The sequence below is a fragment of the Streptomyces sp. DvalAA-14 genome (assembly GCF_900091855.1).
In the GTDB taxonomy this organism is placed as follows: Bacteria; Actinomycetota; Actinomycetes; order Streptomycetales; family Streptomycetaceae; genus Actinacidiphila.
This window is the reverse complement of sequence record NZ_FMCH01000238.1, coordinates 1-3,858: the sequence shown is the minus strand read 5'-3', so window position 1 is coordinate 3,858 and position 3,858 is coordinate 1. Positions and strand designations below refer to the sequence as shown.

Here is a 3,858-nt window from a genome sequence, read left to right as displayed (position 1 = left end):
CCGCGGCGTCGTGCGCACCTTGCTGATCACGCCGTTCCTGGTGGTGCCGGTGGCGTCCGCGCTGCTGTGGAAGCACGCCCTGTACAACGCGACGTACGGTCTGTTCAACGGCACGCTGACCTGGCTGTGGAGCCTGTTCGGCAGCCATCACGCGCCGCAGCCCGACTGGCTGTCGGTGGTGCCGCTGATGTCGGTGGAGGCCTCGCTGGTCTGGCAGTGGACACCGTTCATGATGCTGATCCTGCTGGCCGGGCTGCAGAGCCGGCCGGCCGACGTCGTCGAGGCGGCCCGGGTGGACGGCGCGGGTACCTGGCAGGTCTTCCGCTATCTGACCTTCCCGCACCTGCGCCGCTACCTGGAGCTGGCGGCGCTGCTCGGCACCGTCTACGTGGTGCAGAACTTCGACGCGGTCTTCACCCTGACCTCCGGCGGCCTGGGCACCGCGAACCTGCCCTACACCGTCTACACCACCTTCTACCAGGCCCACGACTACGGGCAGGCGTCGGCGGAGGGCGTGATCGTGGTGGTGCTGTCGATCGTGGTGGCGACCTTCGCCCTGCGGACCGTCTCGTCGCTGCTGCGAGAGGAGACCCACTGATGACCGCGACCGTGTCCGGGGCCGCGCAGGCCGGTGCGCCCGCCGGCGTCCGCCCGGGGGCCCGCCGCACCAACGCGCTGCTGGGACTGCTGGCCTGGCTGTGCGGGATCGTCTTCTTCCTGCCGTTCGCCTGGATGGTCCTGACCTCGCTGCACAGCGAGCAGGACGCGGCGACCAATCCGCCGCGGCTCGGCGCCGCGCTGACCCTGCACGGCTACCGGGAGTTCTTCGGCTCCGGCACCGGGGTCAGCCCGTGGCCGCCGCTGGTCAACTCGCTCACCGCGAGTGTCGCCTCCACCGCGCTGGTGCTGGCGCTGTCGATCCCGGCGGCGTACGCCCTGTCGATCAAGCCGGTCCGCAAGTGGACCGACGTGATGTTCTTCTTCCTGTCCACCAAGATGCTGCCCGCGGTGGCCGGCCTGCTGCCGGTGTACCTGATCGCGAAGAACACCGGGCTGCTGGACAACATCTGGCTGCTGGTCGTCCTCTACACCTCGATGAACCTGCCGATCGCGGTGTGGATGATGCGTTCGTTCCTGGCCGACGTGCCGGTGGCGATCATCGAGGCGGCGTCCATCGACGGGGCCGGGCTGCCGACCGTCCTGGTGCGGATCGTGGCGCCCGTGGTGGCGCCGGGCATCGCGGCGACCGCGCTGATCTCGTTCATCTTCAGCTGGAACGAGCTGCTGTTCGCCCGGGTGCTCACCGGGGTGGTGGCCGGCACCGCGCCGGTGTTCCTCACCGGCTTCGTCACCAGCCAGGGGCTCTTCCTGGCGAAGGTGTGCGCGGCGGCCGTCTGCATCTCCCTGCCGGTGCTCGCCGCCGGGTTCGCCGCCCAGGACAAGCTCGTCCAGGGCCTCTCCCTTGGAGCCGTCAAGTGAAAGCCGCCGTCATCAGCTCCCCGGGGAACGTGGGCGTCGAGACCGTGGACGACCCGGCGCCCGACCCGTCCGGAGTGGTCGTCAAGGTCGCCGCCTGCGGCCTGTGCGGCACCGACCTGCACATCCTGCGCGGCGAGTTCGCGCCGACCCTGCCGATCGTGCCGGGCCATGAGTTCGCCGGCGAGATCGTCGCCGTCGGCGGCCGGGTACGGGGGCTCGCGGTCGGCGACCAGGTGGCGGTGGACCCGTCGCTGTACTGCCACGAGTGCCATTACTGCCGGCTGGGCCGCAACAACCTGTGCGAGCGGTGGGCGGCGATCGGGGTGACGGTGCCCGGCGGCGCCGCCGAGTACGCCGCCGCCCCGGCCGCCAACTGCGTCAAGCTGCCCTCCCATGTCCGTGCCCAGGACGCGGCGCTGATCGAGCCGCTGTCCTGCGCGGTCCGCGGCTACGACATCCTGCGCAGCCGGCTGGCCGGCCACGTGCTGATCTACGGGTCCGGCACGATGGGCCTGATGATGCTGGAGCTGGCCAAGCGGACCGGCGCGGCGACCGTGGACGTGGTGGACCTCAACGAGGAGCGGCTGGCCACCGCGCGGAGCCTGGGGTGCAGCGCGGCCGCGATCTCCGCCGACGAGGTGGAGCGGCCGCGCGGCTGGGACGTGGTGATCGACGCGACCGGCAACGCCGAGGCGATCCAGGACGGCCTGGGACGGGTCGGCAAGGGCGGCACCTTCCTGCAGTTCGGCGTCGCGGACTACGCGGCGCGCGCGGTGATCGAGCCGTACCGGATCTACAACCAGGAGATCACCATCACCGGCTCCATGGCGGTGCTGCACAGCTACGAGCGGGCCGCGGAGCTGTTCGCCGGCGGGCTGCTCGACCCGGAGGTGTTCATCAGCGACCGGCTCCCGCTGGCGGACTACGCGGCGGCGCTGGACCGGTTCCGGGCGGGCCGGGGCCGGAAGATCCAGGTCGTTCCCTGACCGTTGGCGCGCGGCCGGCCCCGGCCCGGCACCGATGCCCCGGCGACTTCCCGCCGGGGCATCGGTGCCGGGCCGCTGCCGTGCGGCCGGCGGGCCGCCGCGCCTACGGCACTCTCTGCTTTATGTCCCATTTAATGCCATAAGGCATAAATAAGTTCTTTATACGGCTAAGCCGTTCTTGCGAATCCCTTCGCGCCCGCCGACGGCGGGCCCGCCGCGCCGGACTTCCGGCGTCCGCGCCCCGTCGGCGACTTGTTTTCCGGGCCCTTCGACGTGATGTACGGCATAGGACGTACATCACCTACGAAGGCGGGTAGTGCCATTCCTCCCCCTTGTCCGCCTGCATTTCCTTCGGCAATTCCCGGGCCGCACAAAGACCGCTACTAACCGGCTTAGTCCACCGGACAATTGTCGGGCTAATTTCCGGCTGCTAGGAATGTGCCCTCCGCAGTGCACCGCTCATCGAAATGCGGGTCGGAATAACGAGGGGGACCGGCAACTGCAGGCAAGCAATCCCGGAACGAGGTCCGCACCATGCCCAATCACGCTCTCAATCGCTCCGTCAGAACCCGGCTGTTCTCCGCGCGGGGCGCGGTCGTCGTCGGCACCTTCGCCCTCGGCTGTGCGGTCGTGACCGGGACGGCCCAGGCCGCCAGCGCTCCCCCGGCCGCGCCGGCCACCACCGGAACGACGCCGCAGCCCGCCCGTACGACGACCTACGTGGTCAACGCCGGTGACTACCTGGTGGCCATCGCCCGGTCCCAGCACGTGCCCGGCGGCTGGCAGGCCATCGCCTCGGCCAACGGCATCACCAGCCCGTACGTCATCCAGCCGGGCCAGCGGCTGAAGCTGCCGGCCGGATCGGCCGGGTCGACGGGTTCGACCGCCAAGGCGGCCACCGCCTCGACCCATGCGTCCTCCACCACGGGCGTCGTGCCGGCCACCACGGCCGCCTCGACGGCGTCAACCGCGTCGAAGGCCTCGACCGCGAGCGGCCCGACGTACACCGACGACCTGGACGGGTGGATCAAGCACTCGCTGGCGATCATGGCGCAGAACGGCATCCCGGGCAGCTACGACGGGATCTACCGCAACACCATGCGGGAGTCCTCCGGGAACCCGAACGCCATCAACCTGTGGGACTCCAACGCGGCCGCGGGCACCCCGTCCATCGGCCTCCTGCAGGTGATCCAGCCGACGTTCGACGCGTATCACGTGCCGGGCACCTCGACGAACATCTACGACCCGGTCGCCAACCTCACCGCGGCGTGCAACTACGCGTACCACGTCTACGGTTCGATCGACAACGTCAACGGCCCCTACTGAGCGGGCCGGGCCGCGCAGGCCCCCCGCCCCCGTCCCGGATCGGCGGACGCCCGCGGCGCCTTGCGCC

Annotated in this window: 4 protein-coding genes; all 4 read left to right on the top strand. The window is 70.6% G+C overall.

Going from position 1 to position 3,858, the window contains the following annotated elements:
• The coding region (locus GA0115240_RS12650) for a carbohydrate ABC transporter permease (RefSeq protein ID WP_141708814.1) at positions 1 to 598 on the top strand (598 nt) is incomplete at its 5' end.
• A complete protein-coding gene (locus GA0115240_RS12645) occupies positions 598 to 1,479 on the top strand; it encodes a carbohydrate ABC transporter permease (protein WP_093736780.1) in 882 nt (293 codons plus the stop codon). The genes GA0115240_RS12650 and GA0115240_RS12645, both read left to right, overlap by 1 nt.
• Positions 1,476 to 2,465: a zinc-dependent alcohol dehydrogenase family protein gene (locus GA0115240_RS12640; RefSeq protein WP_093736779.1), complete on the top strand. Its 990-nt coding sequence runs from the start codon at positions 1,476 to 1,478 to the stop codon at positions 2,463 to 2,465. The genes GA0115240_RS12645 and GA0115240_RS12640 overlap by 4 nt, the downstream gene beginning before the upstream one ends.
• Before the next feature lie 534 nt (positions 2,466 to 2,999).
• A complete protein-coding gene (locus tag GA0115240_RS12635; RefSeq protein WP_093736778.1) occupies positions 3,000 to 3,791 on the top strand; it encodes a LysM peptidoglycan-binding domain-containing protein in 792 nt (263 codons plus the stop codon).
• Positions 3,792 to 3,858: the final 67 nt, after the last annotated feature.